The sequence below is a fragment of the Streptomyces sp. CA-106110 genome (genome assembly GCF_050936285.1).
Lineage (GTDB): Bacteria > Actinomycetota > Actinomycetes > Streptomycetales > Streptomycetaceae > Streptomyces.
The window spans coordinates 3,283,264-3,306,788 of sequence record NZ_JBNJNB010000001.1; the positions used below are offsets into that span (position 1 = coordinate 3,283,264).

23 protein-coding genes and 1 pseudogene are annotated in these 23,525 nt (G+C 71.1%); 14 read left to right on the plus strand and 10 right to left on the minus strand.

What is annotated here, in order from left to right; genetic code table 11:
- The first annotated feature begins 12 nt into the window (after nucleotides 1-12).
- Nucleotides 13-1,455: an MFS transporter gene (locus ACQEXA_RS15100; RefSeq protein ID WP_433130338.1), complete on the plus strand. Its 1,443-nt coding sequence runs from the start codon at nucleotides 13-15 to the stop codon at nucleotides 1,453-1,455.
- Between the two features lie 84 nt (nucleotides 1,456-1,539).
- Here ACQEXA_RS15100 and ACQEXA_RS15105 read toward each other — a convergent pair whose 3' ends face one another.
- The 4 genes and pseudogenes from ACQEXA_RS15105 to ACQEXA_RS15120 all read right to left on the minus strand — a co-directional run bounded on the left by ACQEXA_RS15105 (nucleotide 1,540) and on the right by ACQEXA_RS15120 (nucleotide 5,663).
- Complete coding sequence (locus tag ACQEXA_RS15105; RefSeq protein ID WP_433134568.1) at nucleotides 1,540-2,715, minus strand: zinc ribbon domain-containing protein; 1,176 nt, start codon at nucleotides 2,713-2,715, stop codon at nucleotides 1,540-1,542.
- A 44-nt stretch (nucleotides 2,716-2,759) separates the two neighbouring features.
- Nucleotides 2,760-3,915, minus strand: a pseudogene (locus ACQEXA_RS15110) (IS701 family transposase); the annotation flags it as partial.
- Nucleotides 3,916-3,987: 72 nt separating this feature from the next.
- The gene (locus ACQEXA_RS15115) at nucleotides 3,988-5,049 is read right to left on the minus strand and encodes a hypothetical protein (RefSeq protein WP_433130340.1); all 1,062 of its coding nucleotides are present in this window, start codon (nucleotides 5,047-5,049) and stop codon (nucleotides 3,988-3,990) included.
- The gene (locus ACQEXA_RS15120) at nucleotides 5,046-5,663 is read right to left on the minus strand and encodes an IS607 family transposase (RefSeq protein WP_433130342.1); all 618 of its coding nucleotides are present in this window, start codon (nucleotides 5,661-5,663) and stop codon (nucleotides 5,046-5,048) included. The genes ACQEXA_RS15115 and ACQEXA_RS15120 overlap by 4 nt, the downstream gene beginning before the upstream one ends.
- 40 nt (nucleotides 5,664-5,703) lie before the next feature.
- On the opposite strand from ACQEXA_RS15120, the gene ACQEXA_RS15125 reads away from it, so the two are divergent.
- Nucleotides 5,704-6,279 (plus strand): 3'-5' exonuclease, encoded by a 576-nt coding sequence (locus ACQEXA_RS15125; RefSeq protein WP_432934248.1) that lies wholly within the window; start codon nucleotides 5,704-5,706, stop codon nucleotides 6,277-6,279.
- A 345-nt stretch (nucleotides 6,280-6,624) separates the two neighbouring features.
- Here ACQEXA_RS15125 and ACQEXA_RS15130 read toward each other — a convergent pair whose 3' ends face one another.
- From ACQEXA_RS15130 to ACQEXA_RS15155, 6 genes are all read right to left on the minus strand, one after another.
- Entirely contained in the window at nucleotides 6,625-8,004 is a 1,380-nt protein-coding gene (locus ACQEXA_RS15130) for an 8-oxoguanine deaminase (protein ID WP_432934246.1), read from the minus strand.
- Between the two features lie 125 nt (nucleotides 8,005-8,129).
- A complete protein-coding gene (gene pucL, locus ACQEXA_RS15135) occupies nucleotides 8,130-9,050 on the minus strand; it encodes a factor-independent urate hydroxylase (protein WP_432934244.1) in 921 nt (306 codons plus the stop codon).
- A gap of 6 nt (nucleotides 9,051-9,056) precedes the next feature.
- Nucleotides 9,057-9,464, minus strand: a complete 408-nt coding sequence (gene uraH, locus ACQEXA_RS15140) for a hydroxyisourate hydrolase (protein WP_432934242.1) — start codon at nucleotides 9,462-9,464, stop codon at nucleotides 9,057-9,059.
- Nucleotides 9,461-9,976, minus strand: a complete 516-nt coding sequence (gene uraD, locus ACQEXA_RS15145; RefSeq protein ID WP_432934240.1) for a 2-oxo-4-hydroxy-4-carboxy-5-ureidoimidazoline decarboxylase — start codon at nucleotides 9,974-9,976, stop codon at nucleotides 9,461-9,463. The genes uraH and uraD overlap by 4 nt, the downstream gene beginning before the upstream one ends.
- Before the next feature lie 208 nt (nucleotides 9,977-10,184).
- Nucleotides 10,185-10,553, minus strand: a complete 369-nt coding sequence (locus ACQEXA_RS15150) for a helix-turn-helix domain-containing protein (protein WP_432934238.1) — start codon at nucleotides 10,551-10,553, stop codon at nucleotides 10,185-10,187.
- Entirely contained in the window at nucleotides 10,550-10,798 is a 249-nt protein-coding gene (locus ACQEXA_RS15155; protein WP_432934237.1) for a hypothetical protein, read from the minus strand. The genes ACQEXA_RS15150 and ACQEXA_RS15155 overlap by 4 nt, the downstream gene beginning before the upstream one ends.
- A gap of 226 nt (nucleotides 10,799-11,024) precedes the next feature.
- Between ACQEXA_RS15155 and ACQEXA_RS15160 the strand changes: the two genes are divergently transcribed.
- From ACQEXA_RS15160 to ACQEXA_RS15215, 12 genes are all read left to right on the plus strand, one after another.
- Nucleotides 11,025-12,092, plus strand: a complete 1,068-nt coding sequence (locus ACQEXA_RS15160) for a lytic transglycosylase domain-containing protein (RefSeq protein WP_432934235.1) — start codon at nucleotides 11,025-11,027, stop codon at nucleotides 12,090-12,092.
- Nucleotides 12,093-12,160: 68 nt separating this feature from the next.
- A complete protein-coding gene (locus ACQEXA_RS15165) occupies nucleotides 12,161-13,219 on the plus strand; it encodes a sigma-70 family RNA polymerase sigma factor (RefSeq protein ID WP_433130344.1) in 1,059 nt (352 codons plus the stop codon).
- A 118-nt stretch (nucleotides 13,220-13,337) separates the two neighbouring features.
- Nucleotides 13,338-14,276: an ABC transporter ATP-binding protein gene (locus tag ACQEXA_RS15170; RefSeq protein ID WP_432934231.1), complete on the plus strand. Its 939-nt coding sequence runs from the start codon at nucleotides 13,338-13,340 to the stop codon at nucleotides 14,274-14,276.
- The gene (locus ACQEXA_RS15175) at nucleotides 14,273-15,043 is read left to right on the plus strand and encodes an MlaE family ABC transporter permease (RefSeq protein WP_360994691.1); all 771 of its coding nucleotides are present in this window, start codon (nucleotides 14,273-14,275) and stop codon (nucleotides 15,041-15,043) included. Before ACQEXA_RS15170 ends, ACQEXA_RS15175 begins: the two co-directional genes overlap by 4 nt.
- A 3-nt stretch (nucleotides 15,044-15,046) precedes the next feature.
- Entirely contained in the window at nucleotides 15,047-15,871 is an 825-nt protein-coding gene (locus tag ACQEXA_RS15180) for an MlaE family ABC transporter permease (protein ID WP_433130346.1), read from the plus strand.
- 11 nt (nucleotides 15,872-15,882) lie between these two features.
- Complete coding sequence (locus ACQEXA_RS15185) at nucleotides 15,883-17,124, plus strand: MCE family protein (RefSeq protein WP_433130348.1); 1,242 nt, start codon at nucleotides 15,883-15,885, stop codon at nucleotides 17,122-17,124.
- Nucleotides 17,121-18,158 (plus strand): MCE family protein, encoded by a 1,038-nt coding sequence (locus ACQEXA_RS15190; protein ID WP_432934225.1) that lies wholly within the window; start codon nucleotides 17,121-17,123, stop codon nucleotides 18,156-18,158. The genes ACQEXA_RS15185 and ACQEXA_RS15190 overlap by 4 nt, the downstream gene beginning before the upstream one ends.
- Nucleotides 18,155-19,324, plus strand: a complete 1,170-nt coding sequence (locus tag ACQEXA_RS15195; RefSeq protein ID WP_432934223.1) for an MCE family protein — start codon at nucleotides 18,155-18,157, stop codon at nucleotides 19,322-19,324. The genes ACQEXA_RS15190 and ACQEXA_RS15195 overlap by 4 nt, the downstream gene beginning before the upstream one ends.
- Nucleotides 19,321-20,454: an MCE family protein gene (locus ACQEXA_RS15200; RefSeq protein WP_433130350.1), complete on the plus strand. Its 1,134-nt coding sequence runs from the start codon at nucleotides 19,321-19,323 to the stop codon at nucleotides 20,452-20,454. Before ACQEXA_RS15195 ends, ACQEXA_RS15200 begins: the two co-directional genes overlap by 4 nt.
- Nucleotides 20,451-21,737: an MCE family protein gene (locus ACQEXA_RS15205; protein ID WP_432934219.1), complete on the plus strand. Its 1,287-nt coding sequence runs from the start codon at nucleotides 20,451-20,453 to the stop codon at nucleotides 21,735-21,737. Before ACQEXA_RS15200 ends, ACQEXA_RS15205 begins: the two co-directional genes overlap by 4 nt.
- The gene (locus tag ACQEXA_RS15210; protein ID WP_432934217.1) at nucleotides 21,734-23,008 is read left to right on the plus strand and encodes an MCE family protein; all 1,275 of its coding nucleotides are present in this window, start codon (nucleotides 21,734-21,736) and stop codon (nucleotides 23,006-23,008) included. Before ACQEXA_RS15205 ends, ACQEXA_RS15210 begins: the two co-directional genes overlap by 4 nt.
- Nucleotides 22,981-23,493 carry a hypothetical protein gene (locus ACQEXA_RS15215; RefSeq protein ID WP_432934215.1) on the plus strand — a complete coding sequence of 171 codons (513 nt, stop codon included), beginning with the start codon at nucleotides 22,981-22,983 and terminating at the stop codon, nucleotides 23,491-23,493. The genes ACQEXA_RS15210 and ACQEXA_RS15215 overlap by 28 nt, the downstream gene beginning before the upstream one ends.
- Nucleotides 23,494-23,525: the final 32 nt, after the last annotated feature.

Genomic DNA, 23,525 nt, shown 5'->3' on the forward strand with positions numbered 1-23,525 from the left:
GGCCACAAGGCCATGTCGACCGGAATCGAGTCACCGGCACCGTCACCGGCCCGGACATCGCCGCACCGGACGTACTCGCGCTGGGCGTCACTTGTCGTCCTGTGCGCGGGGACGCTGATGACGATCCTGGACGGCAACATCGTCACGGTGGCGATGCCCGCGATCCAGAGCGACCTCGGCTTCAGCGGGCCGGGCCTCGCCTGGGTCGTCAACGCGTACCTGATCCCCTTCGGCGGGCTGCTTCTGCTGGTGGGCCGCCTCGGGGACCTGGTGGGCCGCAAGCGGATGTTCGCGGCGGGACTCGCCGTGTTCACCGCCGCCTCCCTGCTGTGCGGACTCGCCACCGGCCAGGCGGTGCTGATCGCGGCGCGGGCCGTGCAGGGCGTCGGCGGGGCGATGGCCTCGGCCGTGGTGCTCGGCATGCTGGTGGCGCTGTTCTCCGAACCGCGTGAACAGGCCCGTGCCATCGCGGTGTTCAGCGCGGTCGGAGCAGCCGGCGGGGCGCTCGGCACCTTCCTCGGCGGGGCGTTGACCGAGGCCCTGAACTGGCACTGGATCTTCCTGATCAACCTGCCGATCGGGGTGGCCGCGTGGCTCGCGGCGGTCCGGGTCCTCGCCCCGGACAGCGGCGCCGGACTCGGCAAGGGCGCCGACTACCCCGGGGCGGCCCTCGTCACCGGCGCCCTGATGCTCACCGTGTACACCATCGTCGGCTCCGGATGCCGCGGCCTGACGGCGGACCTGCTCCTTGCCGGGCTCGCGCTCGCCCTCTTCGTGGCGTTCGCCCTCCGGCAGACACGGGCCGCACGTCCGCTGCTGCGGCTGCGTCTGTTCCGCTCGCGGCTGCTGACCGGTGCGAACGCCGTCCAGGTTCTGATGATCGGGACCATGTACGGCTTCCAGTTCCTCGGCGCGCTCTACCTCCAACGCGTCCTCGGATACAGCGAGCTGGCCACCGGAACCGCGTTCCTGCCGGCACCGGTCGCGATCGGAGCGCTGATGCTGGGGCTCTCGGCACGGACCATCGCCCGGTTCGGCGCGTACCGGGTGCTCATGGCCGGGCTCGTACTCATCGTCACCGGGATGGGCCTGCTGAGCCGGGCTCCGGTCGACGGTTCGTACCTCACCGACGTACTGCCGCCGCTGCTGCTGCTCGCCGCCGGGTTCGCGGCCGCGATGCCCGCACTGACCGGGCTCGCGATGTCGGGAGCCCGGGAGGAGGACGCGGGGCTGGCGTCCGGGCTCTTCAACACCACGCAGGTGGTGGGTGGTTCGCTGGGCCTCGCGACGCTGTCGACACTGGCGGCGGGCCGGACCGGCGGACTACTCGAGCGGGGAGTGGAGCTGATCCCCGCCACGGCGGCGGGTTACGGGCTGGCCTTCCGGGTGGCGGCGGGGATCGCGGCGGGGGCGCTGGTCCTGGCGGCGGTCGTGCTGCGTCCCCGTCCCGAGTGAGCGCCGGGGGGCGACCAACACGGATCCCGGATGCGAGCGGGCGCCCGCGGCTGTCATGCTGCACAGCCATGGCACCACGAACGATCAAGCCGAGCGTCTCTGATTAGCTATGCGATCCTGAGTTGGATTGGGTTTCCGGGATCGTTCCCACCGTGGTGGGGAGGCGTGGGCGTGGAGGTGGAATCCCGCGCCGAGTGCTGCCCCTTGTGGCCGGTGTCGGCTGGTGGTGGGTGTGCTGATCGTGTTCACGCCCTGGTGTCGGTGGGCTGCGCGGGGCAGCCGGGTCCGGTCCGTGTGAGCGTGTCCCTCCGGACGCTGGCCGGCACGACCGTGAGGCCGTGCTGGGGAGGGTGCCCTGCGTCGCCTGGGCGCGGGGCGTGTGGAACGACGCCGGGTGGGGCCGGTCTTGGTCCGGTCCTTCCGGCTGGTCTTGGGAGTCGGTGTGAGGACTGCGTTCGCTTCCAGGTTGTCGAGGACCGTCCGGATCACCATGTGGCCGCTGGTGCGGTCGGTAACGGTCGTGGCCTGGTGGGCCAGGCCGCGGGCTGCGATACGGCGCCAGGCACCGTGGTCGCGGTCGCCCTGCCAACGGCATTCCTGGTGGGGGCAGATGGCCCATTTCCATCCTGCGATGGTGGGCCGGTCGGGGGCTTTGCGGTGCCGCAGCGGGGTCAGGCAGTGCGGGCACAGTTTGGAGGTGTTGCGGGCCGGAACCGTGACGACGGCGATGCCCTGTTCGGTGGCGAGGTGCCGCATGCGGTCGGCGATCTGTCCGCGGACCTGCTGGGACAGGCGGGTGTTCAGGGTGCGGCCCATGCCCCCGGCTTCCATCGACCGCAGATCCTCGACATAGATCACCGTGGCCCCGGCCGCGATGGCCTGGTCGACGGTCCATCTGGCGGCAGCCCAGGCGAGGGCGTCGTTGAGGTTCGACCTGCGGTTGGACACGTGCTGGATCTCGCTGCGGAGCACGTCGAGCGTGGGGGCAAGCTGGTCGTCGTGGCCTGCGATCAGCCGTTCATAGCGGTGGTTTGTTAGTTCGGGGGGTAGAGGTTCAGGGTCTGTCCGGTGGTGACCGCGTCGATCAGGGCTTGGAGTTCGGGTGGAGGGGGCGCGTTGGACCAGGCCCGCCACCAGCGTTGCAGCACGATCGACGGGGTCAGCCAGCCGCGGACGGCGCGAATCGCCTTCGGCCAGCACGGTGGTGGGGGCGGGGTCGGCAGTGCCGGGCCCCCTCTCTCCAGCGTCGGCTTCCGGCATCAGTGGTGACGTACTCTCAGGTCCCGCGCTGGTGCGTCCTGCTTCCCAGTAGAAGGCGAACGCGCAATTGACCAGGGTCTGGTGGCGGCGGATCGCGACATCGGTGCGCACCTGGAAGTCGGCCCACCCCAGCTCGTCCTTGACCTGCTTGTAGCCCTGCTCGATCCAGTTTCGAATCCCGTAGATCCGCACGACCTCGGCCAGGTCCGCGGGCGGATAGGGGGACTCGGCCGCGCGGGGCGAGCCGGGGCGGGGCAGGTCGGTGGCCAGGTACCAGGTGGCCTTCGCGGGCAGGGTGGACGGATCGGCGGTGGCCACCACCAGCCGCGTCAGGCCGTCCGGACCCCAAAAGCCCAAGGTGGCGTCGGCGGCCCACCAGGTGGCGGTGTGCCCGTCGCGGAAGGTGCGCACCACCGGCGTCCAGGCGCCGGGCTCCTCGGGGCCGTGCCAGGCCAGTTCGCGGGCGGCGTCCACCGGGGTGCGGGCCTGGTCGCCGTAGGCCCACACCCCGCGGCGGCGCTTGACGGCCATCACGAACGGCACCTTGGCGGCGTGCAGCTCGCACCGGAAGTCGTCCAGGTCCCCGTAGGCGCCGTCGGCCACCGCCGCCCGGAACGCGATCCCCAAGAACCTGGCCTGACAGGCAAGTTGGGCGGCAATCTTCCACTTGGTACGGAAGGCCGGGTCGCTCTTCCCCCGCGGGAAGTGGTGGGCCGGGGTGTAGGGCACGGCGTGCAGCGGGTAGTAGAGGCGCTCGTCGGCCCACAGCGTGGTCACCGTGACCACGGCGTTGTCGGTCTTGCCGTACCGGCCCAGCCACTGCCGGCCCACGTGCGCGGTGGCAGTGCCGTCCTTGCGGTCCCCGGAGTCGTCGATGACCAGCACCCCGCCGGCGTGCGGGGCGGTCGCCTCGCCCTGCAGCAGCAGCTCCAGCCGCCGGGCGTTGACCCGCTCAGGGTCCCAGGTCGACTCGGACAGGAAGAACTGCAGCCGCTGCACCGCCGGGTGCTGGGCCCCCACGACCGGCTCCGCCCCGGCCAGGCAGGTCAGCGTCTTGTTCCGGTCCCGCGGGGCCAGCAGCCCGGTCAGGTACTCCCTAAACCCGCGCCGCTGCGCCAGCGACGAGAACAGGTCGTCGAACCGGGCCGCGTAGCCCTCCAGCGGCCCCGGCGCCGGCGGGCACGGACGCCTCGCGGTCACCATCGCGACCACCTCCGAACAACATCGCCCCCGCCTACCGGCCTACCGCACGTTCCGCCCCAGGTCAACAAATCACCGATAGTGCTTGCTCTTGGTGTGCAGTCGCTCCGAGAGGCGGCGCAGGCGGTGCTGCTTGGCGAGCACACCGGCGGCCCGGAACTGGGCGCCGGCACCGAGCGCGGTGATCCGCCCCTCGCCGTTCAGTTGCACGGCGCCCGCGCTGAGGAGCGTGTTCAGGCCCCAGTCCACGCCGAGCGCCACCGTATGACCGGTGCGGTGGGCCTTGGGGACGGCGTGGGTGTAGGCCAGGTCAGCGCGCACGCTGTCACCCGCGCAGCGGAGGGTGGGAAGGTGGAGCACCGCCGATGCCGGGACCGTCGGCGGCAGAACGATGGGGCAGGCCACCCACGTCCAGTCCCGGTATGCCTGCGGGTCGGGGCGGGTGGGCAGCTGAAGCCGTAGCAGCGCCTGCCCGGTGCCGGTTTCGGAGCGCTCGATCGTGGCCTGCTGCCCATCGCACGCGGCGAGCAACAGCAGGCGCGCCACCTTCGGGGCGCCTTCGAGATCGAACACGTCCACGGGCAGACGGCCGTTGGCCTTGAGATACGTGGCGACCTGCCGGGTGCGGGCCTTGATGATGCTGGACGGCAGATACTCCCCACCAGGGACCGCTGTGCGTACGGCGTCCCACTCGCTGGGAGTGCGCTTGCCCGGATCGATGGGCCATGCCGCCACGACCCCGGCAGTCATCTCGGCACGCCACTTCGCCGAGCGCAGCGCCCGCCCGGCCTGCTCCTGGGCCATGCGCACGATCCGGTCGTTGACCTTCACGCCCTCGGGCGGGGCGGCACTCCAGCCCAGACGCCGCAGCGCCATCCACGCGTTCGACGGCAGTTTCCGGCCGCCCGCGTCGACGCCGGCGGCCAGCACATCTACATCGCCGGTATTGCAGTGTTCGGCCAGCAGGTCGGCGGCCATGTTGGACACGAGGTCCGCGCACCAGCCGACGCGTAACGTCACAGCGGACAGCGACAGGCGTTCGCCGGTCTTCTCATCCACGCCTGTGCGCACAAGGGTGCGGGCGCACGCGGTACGGGAGGTCTCGCCCTCACCGATCGGCAGCTTTCGACTCACGCGGCGCGCCCTGCCTCGCACTGGCCCGACTCGGCCAGCAGGCGACGCCGGTTCTCGGCCGACCGCATCCCGTACAGGCGGCCGGCGAACGTGGTGACCAGCGACACGAAGTCCTCAAGGAGTTCGTCCCGGCCACCGAGCTTCTTCGGGTGCAGCACCTCAAGACTCGCGCCGTACACGGACAGCAGGTGCTTGAGCCAGCCGACACCGAACCGGGCGAGCCGGTCCTCGTGCGTGACCCGCACGACGGTCACCGAGCCGTCAGCAACGGCCCGCAGAAGCCGGCTCAGACCCGGCCGGTCCTCCCGCAGGCCAGAGGCCCGGTCACGGAAGACCTTGACGATCTCCCCGGTGGAGGTGGCCCGCAGCTCCATCTCCTGCGCCTGAAGCCAGGATTCCAGCCCGTGGGAGCCGGACACACGCACGTACAGGCCCTCCAGCCGGACACGCTCGCCACCGGTGAAGACCTTCATCGCCTCCACATCGATCGAGGAGAAACGACGCTCACGCCCGACCCAAGTCACCGGAACCTTCCCCGAGTCAGCCCAAAGCCGAAGCGTCACGGAGTGAACACCCAAACGCTTAGCAGCTATTGAGAGTCGAAGAAGTTCCACACAATCACCGTACAATCACTGAAGAAAACTAAGCAAATTGATGAGCCTGTACATCTCCGTGGACATCGAGGCCGACGGACCGATCCCGGGGCCGTACTCCATGCTGAGTCTCGGCGCCGCCGTGGCCGGGCGCCAGGATGCGGAGGGGTTCAGCGCGGCCGACCCGGAGGAGCACACCTTCTACCGCGAACTACGCCCGATCAGCGCGGAGTTCGTGCCCGAGGCGCTCGCTGTGAGCGGCCTGGAACGAGAGCGGCTGACGCGCGAGGGAAGTGAACCGGCCGCCGCCTTGGGTGAGTTCGCCGACTGGGTGCGCCGTGTGAGCGCGGGCGCGCAGCCGGTGATGTGCGGCTATCCGGCGTCGTACGACTGGACGTTCCTGTACTGGTACCTGATCCGCTTCACCGGCGCGAGCCCCTTCGGGCACTCCGGCTGCCTGGACATGAAGACGCTGTACGCGACGAAGGCGGGCCTGCCCCTGCGGGCGGTCGCCAAGGGCACGATGCCGCGTCACCTCCTGTCGAAGCGCCGCCACACGCACCACGCCCTCGACGACGCCGTCGAGCAGGCCGAGCTGCTCGCCAACCTCATGGCGTGGCCGGGCCCCGGCGCATAGGGCACCGGGACCCGGCCGAAGCCGTGGTACGGGCGCCACCGCGAGGACGCCCCGCACCGACCCGTTTGCAGACCGCTGGTCACCAGCTTGAGGGCGGGGATCGTCTCGTCAACTGGGTGGGCGGCCACGGCGGCTCCTCCGGTCGGTTGCACGTCGGCTCTGACGTGGGTGTCAAGGAGGTGGTGCGTGTGGTCGTGCGGGACCGGGGACGGGATCGTTCGAGGGGAAGGGGTCCGTTCCGGGGCGCGCACGTCCCTGCGCGCCCCGGAACGGGCGCCGTGGACCCGCTCGGGTCCACGGCCACCGGCCGGGAGCCGTCCCTCCCGGCCGGAGTCCGGCGGTGGCTCAGCCCTGGCCCGCGATGCGTGCCAGGCGCCGGGCCTCGTCCCGCGTGGTGCGGGCGACGGCGTCCTGGTCGACGTGCAGCAGACGGCCGTTCTCGACGACGGGCTCACCGTTCACGAGCGAGAGCGTGACCGGGGCCGCGGCGCCGAGGACCAGCGCGGCGACCGGGTCCGCGATGGAGGCGTGGGCCAGCGTGTCGAGCTTCCACAGCACCAGGTCGGCGAGCTTGCCCGGCTCCAGGGAGCCGATCTCCGCGGCGCGGCCCAGGACTTGGGCACCGCCGTAGGTGCCGAGGCGCAGTGCCTGACGGACATTCAGGGCCGCCTCGCGACGGGCGCCCAGACGGTTGATCAGGAGCGCGTTGCGCAGTTCGGTGTGCAGCTCGCCGGACTCGTTGGACGCCGTGCCGTCGACGCCGAGGCCGACCGGGACGCCGGCCGCGAGCATGTCCGGGACCCGGGCGATACCGGCCGCCAGGCGGGCGTTGGACGACGGGCAGTGGGCGACGCCCGTCCGCGTACGGGCGAAGGCGGCGATGTCGGAGTCGTTCATGTGGACGCAGTGCGCCATCCAGACGTCCTCGCCGAGCCAACCGGTGGACTCGAAGTAGTCCGTGGGCCCCATCCCGAACAGCTCGTGGCAGAACTTCTCCTCCTCCACCGTCTCCGAGCCGTGGGTGTGCAGCCGCACACCCTTGCGCCGCGCCAACTCGGCACCATGCCGGAGGAGTTCGGTGGAGACCGAGAACGGGGAGCAGGGGGCCACGGCCACCTGGGTCATGGCGTCGAAGGAGGCGTCGTGGTGCTCGTCGATCGTCGCCTCGGTGGCGACCAGCGCGCCGTCCAGGGTCTCGACCGCGAAGTCGGGCGGCAGTCCGCCGTCCTTCTTGCTGCGGTCCATGGAGCCGCGGGCCAGGGTGAAGCGGACGCCCGTCTCGCGGGCGGCCCGGACGATGGCGCCGGACAGGTCGCCGGAGCCCTGCGGGTAGACGTAGTGGTGGTCCATGGCACAGGTCACTCCACCGCGGGCCATCATGGCCAGCGAGCCCTGCGCGGCGGCGTACACCATCTCCTCGTCGATGCGCGCCCAGGTCGGGTACAGCGCAACGAGCCAGTCGAAGAGGTTGTGGTCCGTGGCGATGCCCCGGGTGATCCACTGGTAGAAGTGGTGGTGCGTGTTGACCAGGCCCGGCGTGACGAGGTGACCGGAGGCGTCGATGCGGCGTACGACGTTCTCCAGGCCCTCGGGGGCTGCTCCCGCGCCGACCGCCTCGATGCGGCTCCCGGCGACGACGACATGGCCCGAGGCGTACTCGGTGTCGTCCGCGTCCACGGTCGCGATCGCACAGTTCTCGATGACGATGCGCCGGTCTGCTGCCATGGTGCGTCCTTTTCGCTCTGTGGAGAGGGCACGGCAGGACCCCGGAGGTTTGAGTGCCGCGGCCCGGCGGCCACGGGTGCCGAAGGAGGACGGGTGCCCCCGGCGGGCCGGGAGCACCCGGCGCGTCAGAGGTTGGTGAGGTCGACGGGGATTCGCGCCTCGCACCCGTCCCGCAGCACGGTGGCCTCGATCAGGCCGTACGGGCGGTCGGCGGCGAAGTACACCTCGTTGTCGTTCTTCAGCCCGAACGGCTCGAGGTCGACCAGGAAGTGGTGCTTGTTCGGCAGCGAGAAGCGGACCTCGTCGATCTCGCCACGGTTGTCGATGATACGCGCGGCCATCTCGTAGAGCGTCTGCTGCAGTGACAGGGAGTAGGTCTCTGCGAAGGCCTGCAGCATGTGCTGCCTGGTCTGCTCGTAGGACGTCTCCCAGTCGGGCGCCGGCTGGTCGTCCTCGCTCCAGCCGAACCGCCAGCGGCCGGAGACCTCGGTGGCCAGGATGCGGTCGTACGCCTCCGGGAGCGTCGTGTACTTGTCCTTGACGTAGCCCCAGAACTCGGAGTCGGTCGTGTTCATCACGACGAGGTCCTTGAGCCCCGAGACGACCTCCCACTTCTGCCCGTCGTAGGTGATCTGGGTCAGCCGGGTCTCCTGGCCCCTGCGGACGAAGGAGTGCCCGGCCTCAACGGCGGCGGACTTCGAGCCGGCACCCGAGGTCCCGATCCGGTCCCAGGCGTACTCCTCGATGCGGATGCGGGCCCGGTGGATGGGTTCCTGCGAGGTCACGAAGTGCCGGGCGAGGTGGATACCGAACTGCTCGGCGCACTCGATGCCGTGCTCCTTGGCGAACGCGTACACCGTGTTCTTCGTGGTGTCGGTCGGCAGGACATGGGCGTTGGAGCCGGAGTAGTGGACCTCGTCCATGTCGCCGGAGAGCGACACCGACACGTTCAGGTCCTTGATGTGGTGGGTGGCGCCGTCCCGCACGATCCTGACGACGCGGTTCTCTGCTTTCCCGTACTGGTTCTGGCCGAGCATCGTGGGCATCTTCTGCTAGCTCCCTCGGTATACGGAGTAGCCGAACGGGTTGAGCAGCAGCGGTACGTGGTAGTGCTCGCCCGGCACGACGGCGAAGGTGACCGCCACCTCCGGGAAGAACGCTCCGGCCGCACCGCTGTCCCGATTCGCGGGGGCGTCCTGCTGCGTATCGGCTTGTTTCTTCTCAGTGCTTTCGAGGTACGGCTCGACCTCGAAGTCGAGTCGCACATGGGTCGTGCCCTGGGGCGGCACCGGGAGGTCCTTGCACCGGCCGTCCGCGTCGGTCGCCGAGCCGCCGACCGCGTGCCAGTCGGCGCTCCGGCCCGAGCGGGCGGAGAGGCGGACCGGGACGCCTTCGGCGGGGCGACCGGCGCTGGTGTCCAGGATGTGTGTGGACACGGAGGCGGTGGTCTCGGTGCTCATGCAGTTTCCTCTTCGAGCAGTCGGGCGAGCCGGATGCGGTTGATCTTTCCCAGCTCGGTGCGGACGATCTCCCGCTCCCACTCCGGCGGATTGCCGATCCGCTCCTTGACCGCGTCGCGCATCTGCTCGCCGCTCCTTCCGGTCGCGCAGATGAGGAAGACATGGCCGAACTTCTCCTGGTAGGCCAGGTTCAGTTCGAGCATCTCCGCCTTTAGTTCCGCGGAGGCGCCGGCCATGCCGCGCTGTTCCCGGGCCGAGGTGGGGTCCCCGGCCTTGGGCCGGCCGATCGGCGGGTGCCCGGCCGTCGCCTCCTGAAGGTCCGCCGTGGTCAGCTCCGCCATGGCCGTGTCGTTGGCGGCGTAGAGCTCCTCGGCGCTGGCGTAGGGGCGCGCGGCGAGCAGCCGCCCGGCCCACGCCGTGGAGGCGCACGCCTCGAGGAGGGCGGCCAGGGCCGCGTGCTCCCCCAGGGCGTTGAACCGGGCGAGGCCCGGCGGCGTGGAAGTCGACGTCACATGGGCCTCCGTGGCCTGTGTGCTGACTGGGCTGCGAACAGCTAACGCCCCCCGCCGAGGCGAGGTCAACACTTTGTTGAAAAATCGGGGTGACGAAATCCTCGTACGGAAGACCGCCGCCCGAAGGCCGGACGGCGGCTCGTCACGGGAGGCGGAGGAAGGGCCTCGGGTCCGGCGGCCACTGCCGGAGAGGCAACGTCCGGGCCGGTCAGGCCCCCTTCTCACGGTTCAGGTAGTTGTAGACGGTGAAGCGGCTCACGCCCAGGGCGCTCGCGACGGTCTCCACCCCATGGCGCACGGAGAAGGCACCGCGCGCCTCCAGTATCCGCACGACCTCCTGCTTGGCCTTGCGGTCCAGTTCGGCCAGCGGCTTGCCCTGCTTGCGCTCCATCGCGGCCAGGATGTGATCGAGCGAGTCGGCGAGCTGCGGCAGGCGTACGGCGACGACGTCCGCGCCGTCCCAGGCGAGCACCACATCGTCGGGGCCGGCCTGGTCCAGGGGCAGCATCTCTCCCCCCATGGCGTCGACCAGCGGCTTGACGGCCGTGATGAAGGGCTCGTCCCCGACACCGGTCACTCGCCCTCCTCCAGCACGTTGATCTGCAGCGTGACTCGGGTGGCGCCGGCTTCCAGGGTCTTGCGCAGCAGCGCGTCGACGGCGGTGAGCACCGTGTCGGCGCCGCCCTCGGCGGTGTTGCCGAACGGGCCGACGTCCACGGCGTCCAGCTCGGCCGCCCCGATGACCTCACGGGCGACGAGCGCGTGCGCGGGCGCCTCGTCGAGGTCGAAGGGCTCGGTCGTGAACTCCACTCTCAAACGCATCGCGTGCCCCCAGAACGGTCGGCGACGGAGCCGCTCCGATCGCCACGATGCGACCCTAACCGACGCCGAACCCCCCGGCTCCCGAGCGCCTTCCTCGCACCGGAGGGCCGGCTGCGGGCGGACCGGGGGCAGCGCCTCCCGTGGAACGGGCCCGCTCTCCCGCGACGGACACGCCGTCCGTCCGCGTAGAGCAGGGGACGGAACGTTCACACGGAGGGACGGCACAGTGGCAGGGCGACAGTTCAAGGTCCGGCTCGCAAGGGCCAGGGGTACGGCCGTCGCGGCGGCGGCCATGGCGGCGCTCACCGCCTCGCAGGCGCCGGGTGTGGTGGCGGCGCGGGCGTCGGAGCCCGCGCGGCCGGGGGTGCCCGCCGAGCTCGGCCCGAGCGTCTCGGGCGACACCCCGTACCGCACCGCGCTCCCGCCGCTGCGGACGGCGGAACCGGAGCGCGCCAGGGCGCCGGAGGCGACGGGTGGCGCTTTGCCCGCCGGCGTGTTCGGCGCATACCGGCGCGCCGAGGCGCAGCTCGCGCGCACCGCGCCCGGCTGCCGGCTGCGCTGGCAGCTGCTGGCCGCGATCGGCCAGGTGGAATCCGGGCAGGCACGGGGCGGCCGATTGACCGCGGACGGTACGACCGCGGCACCGATCCTCGGGCCCCGGCTGACCGGCGGCGTCTTCGCCGTCATCCGGGACACCGACGGCGGTGTGTACGACGGGGACACGGTGTACGACCGCGCGGTCGGCCCGATGCAGTTCATCCCGTCGACCTGGGCCCGATGGGGAGCGGACGGCAACGGCGACGGGCGGGCCGACCCGGACAACGTGTTCGACGCGGCGCTCGCCGCCGGGCGCTATCTGTGCGCGGGCGGGCGGGACCTCTCCGACCCCGCCGGCCTGGACCGGGCGATCCTCGGCTACAACCACTCGGACGCCTATCTGCGCACGGTCAGGGCCTGGTACGCGTACTTCCTGGAGGGACACCTGGTGGTGCCGGACCTGCCCGCCTCGTCCCGGGACCGCCCGGCACCCTCCCACCCGAGCACGCCGAAACCCTCGCCGACGCCGTCCCACCGCCGCCCGGGCCCCGGCCCGTCCCGTACCCCGAATCCGACGCCGACGCCTGCCGCGCCCTCCCCCGGTCCGTCCACCTCGGCGGGCGCCGCGCCGCGCACGCATGCACCGGCGCTGCCCATACCGACCCCGAGCCTCGGGCTGCCCACAGGTCTGCTGCCCATCGGCCCGCTGACGGGCGCCGGCAGGAATTCGCCGGGTTCCTCCCCCTCCCAACTCTGAATACCGGGCGGTAATGTCGCCACCCACCGGGGGTAGGAGAACCGGAGGGAAAGCGCAAAGGGGCCCTCATGGGGACGGAGCCTGCGGAGGCGAAGACGGCCACGCCCGACGAGACACAGGCGGCCCACGACCGGTGGGAGCGCATGTGGAGCCACCGTGAGCAACTGCTCAAGGTGGCCCGGCGCAGATCGATGAGCCTGGAAGACGCCGAGGACGCGGTGCACGAGGCGATGCTGCGCGCGGCGGAGCGCCCGGATCTCGACGAGGAGCGTCTCGGCGCCTGGCTGACGACCGTGACCATGCGGCTGTGCGTCGACCGCCACCGGCAGGTCAACCGGGAGGCCGAGGTGCGCCGCAGCCCCACGCTGATCGCCCCGGGCCCCGTCCCCGTCGACGAGGCGGTGTGCGACCGGGCCGAGGCCAGGTGGCTGGCCGTGCGCAGCGGGGAGCTGCCCGGCCGTCAGGCGGAGGCGCTGCGGCTCAAGTCCGAGGACCTGGACGTCGGTCAGGTCGCCGTGCGGATGGGGCTGAGCTACCGCACCGTCGAGTCGCTGCTGGCCCGCGCCCGCCGGACCCTGCGCGCGTCGCTGGCGGGGACGCTCGGGTTCGCGCTGTTCCTGCTCGGGCGCGGACGGCAGGGCCTGGGCGGAAAGGTGCAGACGGTGGCCGTCACCTCGACGGCGGCAACCCTGGTGGTGGCCGGATTCGTCCTGCCGAACACCCTCGACTCCAGCGGAGGCACACACGGTCCGGCTCCGCGGCCGTCCGCGTCACGCAGCCCGCAGTCGCCCCGGCCGGGCAGAAACGACGTGTTGCGCACTCCGCGGGTGCGCGGGCCCGCCCCCACCGCGGCGCACCCTGCTCGGGGGGCGACGGAACCACATTCCGGCGGATCGTCCAGGCCGCAGTCCGAGCCGTCCCCGCCGGACGCCTCGTCGGCCCCGGCCGCCGTGCTCTCGGGACCCGAGGTCCTGCGGGTGCCAGGACTCCCCGAGGTGAGACTGCCGGCCGTGCCGGACCTGCCGGTCAAGGTCAGCGTCCCCCCGCTCCCGTCGGTTCCGGCCACCTCCGCCCTGCCGTCCCTCTCGCTCCCCACGCCGGGCACGCCGCCCGTGAAGCTGCCCTAGACCGGCCGTAGGCCCGTCCGGAAACCCGTCGGAAAAATTCCGGCCTCGCCGCGACGGACGCCCGGCCCCTCCCCGTAGAGCGGATGTCGGAGCTGCTCGCGGGCGAAGGGTGGACGGGATGGGTGTCGAGATCTGTGTGGAAGGGCTGACCAAGTCCTTCGGTCACCAGGTCGTCTGGCAGGACGTCTCGCTGACCCTTCCCGCGGGGGAGGTCTCGGTCATGCTCGGTCCTTCCGGGACGGGCAAGTCGGTGTTCCTCAAGACGCTGGTGGGGCTGCTCAAGCCGGACTGGGGTTCGGTGAAGGTCGCGGGCCGGGACATCACCAGACTGCGGGAGCACGACCTGTACGAGGTGCGGAAGTTGTTCGGGGTGCTGTTCCAGGACGGCGCGCTGTTCGGCTCGATGAACCTGTACGACAACATCGCCTTCCCGCTGCGCGAGCACACCCGAAGGTCCGAGAGCCAGATCCGGCGCATCGTGCTGGAGAAGATGGACATGGTCGGGCTGATCGGCGCCGAGGAGAAGCTGCCCGGCGAGATCTCCGGGGGGATGCGCAAGCGGGCCGGTCTGGCACGGGCGCTGGTGCTCGACCCGGAGATCATCCTCTTCGACGAGCCGGACTCGGGCCTGGACCCGGTGCGGGTGGCCTACCTCAACCAGCTCATCGTCGACCTCAACGCGCAGATCGACGCGACCTTCCTGATCGTCACGCACGACATCGCCTCGGCGCGCCAGGTGCCCGACAACATCGGTCTGTTGTTCCGGCGTGAACTGGTGATGTTCGGGCCCCGCGAGCAGTTGCTGACCAGTGCCGAGCCCGTCGTGCGCCAGTTCCTGAACGGCCGGATGCAGGGGCCGATCGGCATGGCGGAGGAGAAGGACGCCGCCCAGGTCGAGCAGGAGCTGGCGCAGCTCGGCGACGGCCCGCGGACCCCGGGTCGCGGGGAGATGACCCCCCGCCTGCTGCCGGGGCCCGGCATCAGCCGCCCGCCGCGCTGGGAGGCCATCGCGAGACGGGAGGCCGAGCTGCACCGCACGGAGGTGACCGGCGCATGAGCCTGTCCCCGGCCGGAGCGCTGCGGCACTCGGGCCAGCTGTTCGCGATGGCGCTGGACGTGCTGCGGGCCCTGCCCCGACGCCCCTTCCAGGCACGGGAGTTCATTCAGCAGGCCTGGTTCGTGGCGAGCGTCACCATCCTGCCCACGGCCCTCGTCTCGATCCCGTTCGGGGCGGTCATCGCGCTGCAGATCGGCAGCCTGACCCGGCAGCTCGGCGCCCAGTCCTTCTCAGGGGCCGCCTCGGTGCTGGCGGTGCTGCGGGAGGCGTCGCCCATCGTGACCGCGCTGCTGATCGCGGGTGCGGGCGGCACGGCGATCTGCGCGGACCTCGGGGCGCGCAGGATCCGGGACGAGATCGACGCGATGCAGGTGCTCGGCATCGATCCGATCCACCGGCTCGTTGTGCCCCGTGTGCTGGCCTCCATGGTGGTGGCGGTACTGCTCAACGGGCTGGTGTCGGTCGTGGGCGTGGCGGGCGGCTACTTCTTCAACGTGATCCTCCAGCACGGCACGCCCGGCGCGTATCTGGCCTCCTTCACGACGCTCGCCCAGTTGTCCGACCTGTGGGCCGCCGAGATCAAGGCGCTGGTGTTCGGCGCGATCGCCGCGATCGTCGCCTCGTACAAGGGACTCAACGCCCAAGGCGGCCCCAAGGGCGTGGGCGACGCCGTCAACCAGTCGGTGGTGATCACCTTCATGTTGCTGTTCGTGACGAACTTCGTGATGACCGCGGTGTACTTCCAGATCGTCCCGCAGCGGGGGTAGCCGATGCGACCTACACGACTCCTCGACGCCCCGCTGCGCTCACTCGAGCAGCTGGGCAGCCAACTCTCCTTCTACGGACGCTCACTGGCGTGGACGGGCCGCAGCCTGCGCCGCTACAAGAAGGAGGTCCTGCGGCTGCTCGCCGAGGTCAGCTTCGGCCGTGGTGCGCTGGCCGTCGTCGGCGGCACGGTGGGGGTGATCGCCTTCCTGTCGTTCTTCACCGGCACCGAGGTCGGGCTCCAGGGCTACGCGGCCCTGAACCAGCTGGGCACCTCGAACTTCGTCGCGTTCCTCTCGGCGTACTTCAACACCCGGGAGATCGCCCCGCTGGTGGCCGGGCTCGCCCTGTCCGCGACGGTCGGCGCCGGCTTCACCGCGCAACTCGGCGCGATGCGGATCAGCGAGGAGACCGACGCTCTCGAGGTGATGGGCGTCCCCTCGCTGCCGTTCCTGGTGACGACCCGCATGATCGCCGGTTTCGTCGCCGTGATCCCGCTGTACGTGATCGGGCTGCTGTCGTCCTACCTCGCGGCCCGCACCATCACCACCGTCTTCTACGGGCAGTCGAAGGGCACGTACGACCACTACTTCCACCAGTACCTGCCGCCCGTCGACGTGCTGTGGTCCTTCGGCAAGGTGATCGTCTTCGCGCTGCTGATCATCCTAGTGCACTGCTACTACGGCTATCACGCGAGCGGCGGGCCGGCCGGTGTCGGCGTCGCGGTGGGCCGCGCGGTGCGCACCTCCATCGTCGCCGTCAACGTCCTGGACTTCTTCCTCAGCCTCGCGATCTGGGGCGCCAACACGACCGTGCGGATCGCGGGGTGAGAGGGGCGAGAGTGCTGAGACTCCGGCTGTACGGCATCGCCTTCATCGCAGTGCTGGGGCTGCTGCTGTCGCTGGCCGTGGCCGTGTACCAGCAGGCGTTCACCCCCGTCGTGCGCATCACTCTGGAGGCGGACCGCCTCGGCAACCAGCTCGATCCGAGGGCCGACGTGAAGCTGCGCGGGCTGCTCGTCGGCGAGGTCCGCGGGGTGCACACCGACGGCTCGAAGGCGACCCTCGACCTCGCGCTCAAGCCGCGTTACGTGGCGTACATCCCCTCGGACGTGCACGCCCGGCTGCTGCCCAAGACGCTGTTCGGAGAGAAGTACGTCGACCTGGTCGCTCCGGCCCGGTCCGCGGCCCGGCCCATCCGCGCCGGGGACGTCATCACCCAGGACCGCACGAGGACCGGCATCGAGCTCCAGCGGCTGATGAACGACCTGCTGCCGCTGCTGCGCACGGTCCGGCCCGGCGAACTGAACGCCACGCTCTCGGCGTTCGCCACCGCGCTCGAGGGCCGCGGCGACCGGATCGGCGACAACCTCACCCGCGTCGAGGGCTATCTGCGCCGCCTCAATCCGCATCTGCCGTCCCTCAAGCGGGACATCGCACGCTTCGCCGACGTCGCCGAGGTGTACGCCGACGCCGCGCCCGACCTGATGCGGATCCTGCACGACACCGTCACCACCAGCCGCACCCTCGTGGAGAAGCAGGACAGGCTGGCCGCCGCGCTCCGCACCACGGCGACGGTCGCGGGCACCGCACGGGACGTGCTCGACGAGAACGGCGACCGGCTGATCACCCTGGGCCGGGTCTCCCGTCCCACCCTGGAGCTGTTCGCCCGCTACTCCCCGGAGTACCCCTGCCTGCTGGCCGGTCTGGTCAGGCAGGAGCAGGAGTCCGAGAAGGCGTTCCGCGGCGGCGAGATGCGGATCACCCTCGAGGCCGTGCGTCCGCAGAGCGCCTACCGGCCCGGCGAGGAGCCGCGCTACGCCGAGCGGTCGGGGCCGAGCTGCCGCGGCATGCCCCATCCACCGGTGCCCGGACCGAAACCCAAGCTCGACGACGGTACGAAGGCCGATGGTTCGGGGGGCGCGCTGCCCGGAGGGGCCACCGTGTCCGGCACCGCGGCCGAGCAGCGTGCCGTGGGCTCGCTCGTGGCCCCCGTCCTGGGCGTGCCCGCGGACGAGGTGCCGCCCGTCACGACCCTGTTGTTCGGACCGCTCGCCCGGGGAACGGCGGTGAGCGTCGCATGAGCAGGACACACGCCCGGCAGACGGTCGCACCGCTGGTCAAGTTCAGCCTGTTCGCGCTGGTGACGATCGCGGCGACGGCGCTGCTCGCCGCCACCGTCGCGGGTGTCTCGTTCACCCCGAAGCAGACGTACCACGCAGTGTTCAGCGATGTCACCGGTCTGCAGGAGGGCGACGACATCCGGGTAGCCGGGGTGCGGGTCGGCGAGGTCGAGGGCATCCGGATCAAGGACCGGACGCTGGCGGAGGTCACCTTCACCGTCGCGGCCGACCGGCCGTTGCTCACCGGCACCCACGCCCTCGTCCGCTACCGCAATCTGGTCGGACAGCGGTACATCGCGCTGGCCGAGGGGCCCGGCGACGGCACCCGGCTGCGGCCCGGTGGCACGATCCCGCTGTCCAGGACGAAGCCGGCGCTGGACCTCAACGCGCTGCTGAACGGCTTCAAGCCGCTGTTCGCCGCGCTCAGCCCGAACGACGTCAACCAGCTCGCCACCGAGATCATCCGGACCCTGCAGGGCGAGGGCGGAACCGTGAACAGCCTGCTCGCGCACACGGCGTCGCTGACCACGACCCTCGCCGACCGTGACGCGCTCATCGGTTCCGTGGTCGACAACCTCAACACGGTGCTCGCGACGCTCGACAAGCGCGGCGCCCGCTTCTCCGGGCTGATCACCCAGCTGCGGCGGGTGATCTCCGGGCTGTCCGCCGACCGCAAACCCATCGGGGATTCCCTGGTGAGCATCGGCGACCTCACCGAGGCCACCTCGGGGCTGCTGAAGGACGCGCGTCCGCCGCTGAAGGACGACATCGCCGGGCTGACGACCTTGACCGGAACGCTGAACAGGAACGAGAAGACCGTGGAGGGCGTGCTGAAGCGGCTGCCGGACAAGCTCAACGAGTTGACGGGGACGGCGTCCTACGGCTCGTGGTTCAACTTCTACCTGTGCGACTTCGACGGCCGCATCGTGCTGCCGAAGACGAAGCAGGTGCTGACCCCCGAGATGCACGTGGCGCAGGCGAGGTGCGGCGGATGAGCATCCTGCCGGGCAGGGCCCGAAGCCGCCGTCCGGAGCCCCTGGTGAAGGTGCGCGTCCTGCCACCGAAGCTGCCCAGGGTGCGGCGTCCGGCCCGCCGCAGCCGGACCGGACGCCCCGAACCCCTCGTCAGGGTGCGCGTCCTGCCGCCCGAGCTGCCCGGGGTGCGGCTGCGCCGGCCACGGCTGAAGCCGTTCCGTGAGCGGAACCCCCTCGTGGTCGGGGCCGTCGGACTCACCGTCCTCGCCCTGCTGACCGTGGCCGCGTTCAACGCGGACAGCCTGCCGCTGATCGGTGGCGGCCAGACGTACAGTGCGGCCTTCTCGGAGGCGGGCGGTCTCAAGCCGGGTGACGAGGTGCGGATCGCCGGGGTCAAGGTCGGCGCGGTCAAGGGCGTGGACCTGGAGGACGACCACGTCAGGGTGACCTTCAAGGTCAAGGGCGACCCGGAGATGGGCACCACGACCGGCGCCTCGATCCGGGTGAAGACGATCCTCGGCGCCAAGTACCTGGCGCTGAGTCCGAAGGGACCGGGCCGGCTGAGACCGGGCAGCGAGATCCCGCTGGGGCGGACGGTGTCGGCGTACGACGTCGTGCAGGCGTTCAGCGATCTGACCACCACGACGGAGAAGGTCGACACCCAGCGGCTGGCGAAGGCGCTGGACACCGTATCCACCACCTTCCAGGACTCCCCCGCCGAAGTGCGCGCGTCCATCCAGGGGTTGGCCAGGATCTCCCGGACCGTCGCCTCGCGCGACGAGGCCCTGCGCGGGCTCCTGGAGCACGCGAACGGAGTCACCGGGGTGCTGGCCGAGCACACGAAGGACTTCTCCGTGCTTGTGAAGGACGGCGACGAACTGTTCAAGGAGATCAGCAAGCGCCGCGCGGCGATCCACACCCTGCTCAAGAGCTCCGCCCTGCTGGGCATCGAGCTGTCCGGGCTGGTCGAGGACAACCGCAAGGAGATCGGGCCGGCGCTCAGGAACCTCAACACGTTCGTGCGGATGCTCGAACGCAACCAGGCGAGCCTCGACCGGAGCGTCAGACTGCTCGCGCCCTACATCCGGGTCTTCACCAACACCCTCGGCAACGGCCGGTGGTTCGACACCTACGTGCAGAACCTGGTCGCCGCCCCGCTGGTGCCGCGGACGGGAGGTTCGCGATGACGAAACGCTTCGGTCTCCGCCGTGCCCTGGCCCTGCTCACCGCGCTCGCCGTACTCGCCGCACTCGCCGTCGCGCTGTGGCCGCACCCCCGCACGGTCCACATCACGGCGTACTTCCCCCGCACCGTCGGCATCTACCCCGGTTCCGACGTCCGTGTCCTCGGCATCCGCATCGGCGAGGTCAAGACGATCACACCGGAGGGCGGCCGGGTGCGGGTGGAGCTCGAGTATGACGAGGGACGCCGGATCCCGGCCGACGCGCGGGCCGCGATCATCAACTCCTCCGTGGTCAGCGACCGTTACGTCCAGCTGCTGCCGGTGTACCGGAAGGGCCCGGCTCTTCGCAGCGGCGACGTGATCCCCGAGTCACGCACGGCCGTCCCCGTGGAGCTGGACCGCATCTTCGACAGTCTGCACACCACGGCCGACGCGCTTGGGCCGAAGGGAGCGAACAAGGACGGCTTCCTGTCGCGGCTGCTCGGGGTGAGCGCGGACAACCTCAGGGGCCAGGGCACGAACCTCAACCAGGCGGTCGACGACCTCTCGCAGGCGGTCACCACGCTCTCCGACGGCCGGGGCGATCTGTTCGGCACCGTGCGCAACCTCCAGGTGTTCACGGCCGCTCTGGCGGCCGACGACACGAGCGTGCGGTCGTTCAACGACGACCTCGCCGAGGTGGCGGCACAGCTCGCCGGGGAGCGCGACGACCTCGCGGCGGCCCTGCGGTACCTGGCGACGGCACTCGGCGACGTGTCCGGCTTCGTGAAGGCCAACAAGAGGTCACTGACCGAGAACGTCCGGGGTCTCAGCAAGGTCACCAAGGTCCTCGTCACCCAACGGGCCGCGCTGGAGGAACTGTTGACCGTCGCCCCCACGGGTCTGTCGAACCTGGAGAACGCCTACAACCCGTCCTCCGGCACCCTCGACACCCGCGAGAACGTACAGAATGCGCAGGACCCGGCGTCCCTGCTGTGCTCCCTGCTGAAGACGACCGGGGACGAGGGCGGCAGGAACCCGGACTGCAAGGAGCTGCGGCGGCTCTTCGACTCCCTGCCGAAGGTGCCCACGGCGCCGGCCGGGACGGGCACGGTCGACCGGACGCTCGGCGGGATCCTGGGGGGCGCGGCATGAGGATCCTGAGCACGGGACGGGCGGTCGCGTGGGCGGTGACCGGTGCACTGCTGCTGTCCGGCTGCGAGTTCAACGGCTGGTACGACGTCCCGCTCCCCGGCGGTGCGGCCGGGGACGGCCACGCGTACCACGTCACGGTCGAGTTCCGGGACGTCCTCGACCTGGTGCCGCAGTCGGCGGTCAAGGTCGACGACGTCACGGTGGGCGCCGTCGAGAAGGTGGAACTGGAAGGCTGGCACGCGCGGGTGCGGCTGCGCGTCGCCGACTCGGTGAAGCTGCCCGCCAACGCGGTGGCCGACCTGCGGCAGACCAGCATGCTCGGCGAGAAGTACGTGGCACTGTCCGCGCCGGCCGGCACCCCGCCGGTCGGAAGGCTTCGCGAGGGCGCCGTCATCCCGCTCTCCCGCAGCGGGCGCAACGCGGAGATCGAGGAGGTGCTGTCCGCTCTCTCGGCGCTCCTCAACGGCGGCGGAGTGGCCCAGCTCAAGACGATCACCGTGGAGCTGAACAAGGCGCTGGAGGGGCGCGAGAGCCGGGTGCGGTCCCTCCTCACCCAGCTCGACACGTTCCTCGGCGGTCTGGACGAGCAGCGCGCCCAGATCGTCCGCGCGCTCAAGGGCATCGACCGGCTGGCCGAGCGGCTGCGGACCGAGAACAAGACGATCGGCCAGGCCGTCGACGCGCTGCCGCCCGCCCTGAAGGTCCTCGCCGACCAGCGGAAGGACCTGACGAAGATGCTCACCGCCCTCTCGCGGCTCGGCACGACCGGCACCAGGGTCGTCAACGCCTCGCGGGACGACACCGTGGCCGACCTCGAGCAGCTGCGGCCGATCCTGCGACAGCTTGACAAAGCGGGCGACGATCTGCCCAACTCCCTGGAGCTGCTGACGACCTACCCGTTCCCGCGCAACGCGGTGGACGCGGTCAAGGGCGACTACGTCAACCTCAAGATCACCGCCGATCTGGACCTGGCGGACCTCTACGGCAACCTCACCCGCAAACCCGGCAAGGGCAGCGGCAAACCGGGCAAGCCCGGTACCCCTGGCATTCCCCCGCTCCCCAGCGTACCGAGCGTTCCGGTGCCCACGGCGCTGCCCACGGTGCCGGGCCTTCCCAAGGTGCCGAAACCGCCCGTCTCGACCTCCCCTCCGCCGGGTGGTGGCGGCCCGCTGTGCCCGCCGGTGTGCACCGCGGCGTACGGCACCGCGGGGAACGCGCGCCGCCTCCCGCCAGGGATCGACCTCGCCCTCGCCGAGCTCATGCTGAAGGGGATACAGCCGTGATCACACGAACGGTCAAGGCCCAGCTGATCGCCTTCGCCGCCCTCACCGCCCTCGGGGTGTCCTACGTCGGCGCCGAGTACACCGGCCTGGCGGACGACATCCTCGGCCGCGGCTACACGGTGAGCGCCGACTTCGCCGAGTCCGGGGGCATCTTCCCCGGCGCCGAGGTCACCTACCGCGGAGTGCCGGTCGGCCGCGTGAGCGATCTGCGGCTGAACGGCTCCGGTGTCTCGGTGTCCCTGACGATCAAGGACGGCGCACCGCGGATCCCGGCCGACACCCTGGCGGTGGTCGCCGACCGTTCCGCGGTCGGCGAGCAGTACGTCGACCTGCAGCCCCGCCGCTCGGGCGGCCCGTATCTGATCGACGGCAGCCCGATCCCGCGCAGCCGCACCCGTGTTCCGCTGCCCGTCACCGATCTCGTCCTCAGCCTGGACCGGCTGGTCGAATCGGTCGGCAAGGACGATCTGCGCACGACCGTCGACGAGTTGGGCAAGGCCTTCGCCGGCACGGGACCGCGGCTGAGCCGCCTGGTGGACTCGGGCAACGCGCTCGTCGAGTCGGCGTCCGACTCGCTCCCGCAGACGGTGTCCCTGATCGAGGACTCGCAGAAGGTGCTCAAGACACAGGCCGACAAGGGCTCGGCCATCAAGTCGTTCTCCCGCGATCTGGCCGCGCTCACCGACCGGTTGAAGTCCAGCGACGGTGACCTGCGCCGGCTGATCGGCAACACGGCGCCCGCCGCGCAGGAGGTCGACTCCCTGCTGAGGTCCGGCCGGCCGGACCTCCCCGTCCTGCTGGCCAACCTCATCAGCGGCGGTCAGGTCACCACGGCGCGGCTGCCCGGCCTGGAGCAGGCCCTGGTCACCTTCCCGGTGGTGGTCGCGGGCGGCTACACCGTCCTCCCGGGCGACGGCACCACCCACTTCGGGCTCGTCGTGAACGTGGACGATCCGCCGCCGTGCACCCAGGGGTACGGGACACGCCGGCGCGATCCCTCCGACACCAGCACACGGGCGGCCGACACCGGTGCGCGCTGCACCGCGCCGCGCGGGAGCGCCACATCGGTGCGCGGCGCCCAGAACGCCCCCGGCGCGCAGAGCGGTTCGGGCGGCGCCGACCGGTCCGCCTACGTGACCCCGTACGACCCGGAGACCGGCACCGCCACCGGCCCGGACGGAACGCCCGTCGAGATCGGCTCGACGGGCGGCGAACAGACCGTCTTCGGAAAGGAGTCGTGGCAATGGCTGCTCGTGGGACCGATGGCATGAGCGGGGGCCGCCGCAGGGCGCTGGCCGCGGGACTCGTCGCCGTGACCGTGCTGACCGTCGCGCTGTCGGCCTTGCTGGGCGTACGCCTCGCCGACCAGCGCGCGGTGGAGCAGCGCAGACAGGACATCCTGGCGGCGGCCCGCCAGTCGGCGCTGAACTTCACCTCGCTCGACTACCGGCACTACCGCCAGGACAGCGGGAACGTGCTCGACGGCGCCACCGGCGACTTCAAGAAGCAGTTCGCCGCGCAGACCGGGGAATTGACGAAGCTCGTCGCGCAGAACAAGTCGGTGTCCGAGGGGCAGGTCCTCGAGGCGGGGATCGTGCGCTCGGACGACCGCTCGGCCCGGGTCCTGGTCGTCGCCGACAGCAAGGTGACCAACACCGCCGCGCCCCAGGGACAGGCGCGCACCTACCGGCTGCAGCTCGACCTCGTGCGCGAGCGCGGCCGCTGGCTGACCTCCGACGTCGCGTTCGTGGGCTGAGCAGGCCGCCTCGTGATCCGCCAGGCCACATC

Excerpts from the sequence above, each read along its gene's own strand:
- ACQEXA_RS15100 (WP_433130338.1), top strand. The coding sequence starts at position 13 with ATGTCGACCGGAATCGAGTCACCGGCACCGTCACCGGCCCGGACATCG.
- ACQEXA_RS15105 (WP_433134568.1), bottom strand. The coding sequence starts at position 2,715 with ATGCCGGAAGCCGACGCTGGAGAGAGGGGGCCCGGCACTGCCGACCCC.
- ACQEXA_RS15125 (WP_432934248.1), top strand. The coding sequence starts at position 5,704 with ATGAGCCTGTACATCTCCGTGGACATCGAGGCCGACGGACCGATCCCG.
- ACQEXA_RS15130 (WP_432934246.1), bottom strand. The coding sequence starts at position 8,004 with ATGGCAGCAGACCGGCGCATCGTCATCGAGAACTGTGCGATCGCGACC.
- pucL (WP_432934244.1), bottom strand. The coding sequence starts at position 9,050 with ATGCCCACGATGCTCGGCCAGAACCAGTACGGGAAAGCAGAGAACCGC.
- uraH (WP_432934242.1), bottom strand. The coding sequence starts at position 9,464 with ATGAGCACCGAGACCACCGCCTCCGTGTCCACACACATCCTGGACACC.
- ACQEXA_RS15155 (WP_432934237.1), bottom strand. The coding sequence starts at position 10,798 with ATGCGTTTGAGAGTGGAGTTCACGACCGAGCCCTTCGACCTCGACGAG.
- ACQEXA_RS15165 (WP_433130344.1), top strand. The coding sequence starts at position 12,161 with ATGGGGACGGAGCCTGCGGAGGCGAAGACGGCCACGCCCGACGAGACA.
- ACQEXA_RS15170 (WP_432934231.1), top strand. The coding sequence starts at position 13,338 with ATGGGTGTCGAGATCTGTGTGGAAGGGCTGACCAAGTCCTTCGGTCAC.
- ACQEXA_RS15175 (WP_360994691.1), top strand. The coding sequence starts at position 14,273 with ATGAGCCTGTCCCCGGCCGGAGCGCTGCGGCACTCGGGCCAGCTGTTC.
- ACQEXA_RS15180 (WP_433130346.1), top strand. The coding sequence starts at position 15,047 with ATGCGACCTACACGACTCCTCGACGCCCCGCTGCGCTCACTCGAGCAG.
- ACQEXA_RS15190 (WP_432934225.1), top strand. The coding sequence starts at position 17,121 with ATGAGCAGGACACACGCCCGGCAGACGGTCGCACCGCTGGTCAAGTTC.
- ACQEXA_RS15195 (WP_432934223.1), top strand. The coding sequence starts at position 18,155 with ATGAGCATCCTGCCGGGCAGGGCCCGAAGCCGCCGTCCGGAGCCCCTG.
- ACQEXA_RS15200 (WP_433130350.1), top strand. The coding sequence starts at position 19,321 with ATGACGAAACGCTTCGGTCTCCGCCGTGCCCTGGCCCTGCTCACCGCG.
- ACQEXA_RS15205 (WP_432934219.1), top strand. The coding sequence starts at position 20,451 with ATGAGGATCCTGAGCACGGGACGGGCGGTCGCGTGGGCGGTGACCGGT.
- ACQEXA_RS15215 (WP_432934215.1), top strand. The coding sequence starts at position 22,981 with ATGGCTGCTCGTGGGACCGATGGCATGAGCGGGGGCCGCCGCAGGGCG.